This window comes from Enterococcus sp. C74, from assembly GCF_040887125.1.
Classification (GTDB): Bacteria; Bacillota; Bacilli; order Lactobacillales; family Enterococcaceae; genus Enterococcus_B; species Enterococcus_B hirae.
This window is the reverse complement of record NZ_JBFOFA010000042.1, coordinates 1-240: the sequence shown is the minus strand read 5'-3', so window position 1 is coordinate 240 and position 240 is coordinate 1. Positions and strand designations below refer to the sequence as shown.

Sequence of the window (240 nt, the reverse complement as noted above, 5' to 3'; positions counted from 1 at the left end):
TCGGAAATGGTGAGACATCGAATGGCTGAATTTATTATACAACATTCAATTAAGGGAATGTCTAAAGAAGAAATAGGTAACCAGCTTTGTTTAACTCAAACTGACATAAAAGTACTTCCATATCAATATATTAGAGATTATATAGCAATGTACCATCAAATTCAAAGAATTGCGGAAAGAAATGGCTGCACGTTGGCTCAAATTTATAAGATATATGTAGAGGGGGGAGTTGCAAAAGGA

General features: G+C 33.8%; 1 protein-coding gene. It reads left to right on the top strand.

Annotation, left to right across the window (positions count from 1 at the left end):
• Positions 1-21: 21 nt before the first annotated feature.
• On the top strand, positions 22-240 hold a 219-nt coding region (locus AB3H93_RS14195; RefSeq protein ID WP_368020743.1), incomplete at its 3' end, for a hypothetical protein.